Consider the following 3061-nt stretch of genomic DNA (forward strand, 5'->3'; position numbering starts at 1 on the left):
GGGTGGATCTGGACGTGCTGGCGCTGGCCACGGACGTGCCGAATCCGCAGCCGCTGTCGGACGCCGAGTCGGTGGCGTACATCATGTACACCTCCGGCTCCACCGGAACCCCCAAGGGGGTACTGGTGCCGCACCGGGCGGTGAGCCGCCTGGTGATCAACAACGGCTACGCCGATTTCAACAGGCTGGACCGCGTGGCCTTCGCCTCCAACCCGGCCTTCGATGCCAGCACCCTGGATGTCTGGGCACCGCTGCTCAACGGCGGTTGCGTGGTCGTGGTGGAACAGGCGGTGTTGCTGTCCCTGGAGGATTTCCGGGCCTTGCTGCTGGCACAGTCGGTGACGGTGTTGTGGATGACTGCCGGTCTGTTCCATCAGTATGCCGTCGGCCTGATGGATGCCTTCGCACAATTGCGCTACCTGATCGTCGGTGGCGATGTGCTGGATCCTTCGGTGATCGCCCGGGTGCTGGCCGAAGGTGCCCCCGGGCATTTGCTCAACGGCTACGGCCCGACCGAGGCCACGACCTTTTCCACGACCCATGAAATCACTTCGGCCGGGCACGGTGCGATTCCCATTGGCCGGCCGATCGGCAACAGCCAGGTCTATGTCCTCGATGCCTTGCGCCAACCGGTGGCGATTGGCGTGGCCGGCGAGCTGTATATCGGCGGGCAGGGTGTGGCCAAGGGCTATCTGAACCGGCCCGAACTGAACGCCGCGCAGTTCCTCGCCGACCCGTTCAGCGACCGGGCCGGGGCGCTGATGTACCGTACCGGCGACCTCGCGCGCTGGACCGCGGACGGTGTTGTCGAGTACCTCGGGCGTAACGACGACCAGGTGAAGATTCGCGGTTTCCGCATCGAACTGGGGGAAATCGAGGCGCGCCTGGCCGCCTGCGCGGGCGTCAGGGAGGCACTGGTACTGGCCCGCCAGGACGAGTCCGGGCACAAGCGCCTGGTCGCCTATCTGGTCGGCGAGGAAGGCAAGGCCTTGTCGGCGCCTGCACTGCGCAGCGAGCTGGTGGCGTCCCTGGCCGACTACATGGTGCCGAGTGCCTTCGTGATCCTCGAATCGTTCCCGCTCACCGCCAACGGCAAGCTGGATCGCCGCGCCTTGCCGGCGCCGGATGCCGACGCCTATGCCAGTCGCGAGTTCGAGGCGCCCGAGGGTGAACTGGAAACCACCCTGGCACAGCTGTGGGCCGACCTGCTCAAGGTCGAGCGTGTCGGGCGCAACGATCACTTCTTTGAACTAGGTGGCCATTCGCTGCTGGCGGTGAGCCTGATCGAACGCATGCGCCAGTTGGGCCTCAGTGCCGACGTGCGCGTGCTGTTCAGCCAGCCGACCCTGGCCGCACTCGCTGCCGCCGTGGGTGGCGGACGCGAGATCAGCGTGCCGGCCAACCTGATTGCGCAGGATTGCGAGCGGATCACCCCGGACCTGCTGCCACTGGTCAGCCTGACCCAGGCGCAGATCGACCGGGTGGTGGCGACGGTACCCGGTGGTGTCGCGAACGTGCAGGATATCTATCCGCTGGCGCCGTTGCAGGAGGGGATTCTCTATCACCACCTGGCAGCCGGGCAGGGTGACCCCTACGTCCTGCAGGCGCAGTTCGCCTTCGACGATCGCGAACGCCTTGACGCCTTTGTCCAGGCCTTGCAGACAGTCATCGACCGCCACGACATTCTGCGCACCGGCGTGGTCTGGGAAGGCCTGGATGCACCAGTGCAAGTGGTCTGGCGCCAGGCGCGACTGCACCTGGATGCGCTCGAACTCGACCCGGCGGCCGGTGACATCGGCACGCAACTGCATGGCCGCTTCGATCCCCGGCACTACCGTCTGGACATCGGCCAGGCGCCGCTGATGCGTCTGGCCTATGCCGAGGATCCGCTCAACCAGCGCATCACCGCGATGCTGCTGTTCCATCACATGGCGCTGGACCATATGGCGATGGAGGTGGTGCAGCATGAAATGCAGGCCTGGCTGCTGGGCGAGGCCGAAACCCTGCCGGCACCGGTGCCGTATCGCAACTACGTGGCCCAGGCACGCCTGGGGGTGAGCCAGGCCGATCACGAAGCGTTTTTCCGCGACATGCTCGGCGAGGTCGATGAGCCGACCCTGCCGTTCGGTTTGCAGGACGTGCAGGGCGACGGTCGGGATATCGAGGAGGCCAGCCTGGTGCTGGACAGCCGGCTGGACCAGGGCCTGCGCGCTCAGGCCCGGCAACTGGGGGTGAGTGCCGCGAGCCTGATACACCTGGCCTGGGCCCAGGTGCTGGGCAAGGCCTCGGGCCGGCAGGATGTGGTGTTCGGCACCGTGCTGATGGGCCGGATGCAGGGCGGCGAGGGCGCCGACCGGGCGCTGGGGATGTTCATCAACACCTTGCCGCTGCGGGTCGCGGTCGGTGGGCGGGGGGTACGCGCCGGCGTCAAGGCGACCCATGCGCGGCTGACCGCGTTGCTGGGGCATGAGCATGCCTCCCTGGCATTGGCCCAGCGCTGCAGTGGCGTAGCTGCGCCACTGCCGCTGTTCAGCGCCCTGCTCAATTACCGGCATAGCGCCGTGGGCAGTGTGTCCGAACAGGCCATGCAGGCCTGGCAGGGGATCCATACCCTCAGCGGCGAAGAACGAACCAACTATCCGCTGACGCTCAACGTCGACGACCTGGGGGATGGCTTCCAGTTGACCGCGCTGGTGGCGCCCTCGATTGGCGCGCAGCGGGTGTGTGGCTATATGCGTACGGCGCTGGAGCAGTTGCTCGAAGCGCTGGAGCATACGCCGCAAGCGTCGCTGCAAAGCCTGTCGATTCTGCCGGAGGGTGAACGCGAGCAGTTGCTGGTGGCGTTCAACGACACCGTGCTGGAGTACCCGCAGGCGCAGACCATTCATGGGTTGTTTGAAGCGCAGGTCGAACGCACGCCGGATGCCGTGGCGGTGGTCCATGACGGCAGGCAGCTCAGCTATCGCGAATTGAACGAGCAGGCCAACCGCCTGGCCCATGCCTTGCGCAAGCAGGGTGTGCAGCCGGATTCGCGGGTGGGCATCTGTGTCGAGCGCGGCGC

Annotated in this window: 1 protein-coding gene; it reads left to right on the forward strand. The window is 66.6% G+C overall.

The window, feature by feature from the left end:
- A partial coding sequence (locus K675_RS31225) for a non-ribosomal peptide synthetase (protein ID WP_157383971.1) occupies window positions 1-3061 on the forward strand: 3061 nt, incomplete at both ends.

Source organism: Pseudomonas fuscovaginae SE-1 (assembly GCF_000364705.1).
Taxonomy (GTDB): Bacteria; Pseudomonadota; Gammaproteobacteria; order Pseudomonadales; family Pseudomonadaceae; genus Aquipseudomonas; species Aquipseudomonas fuscovaginae_A.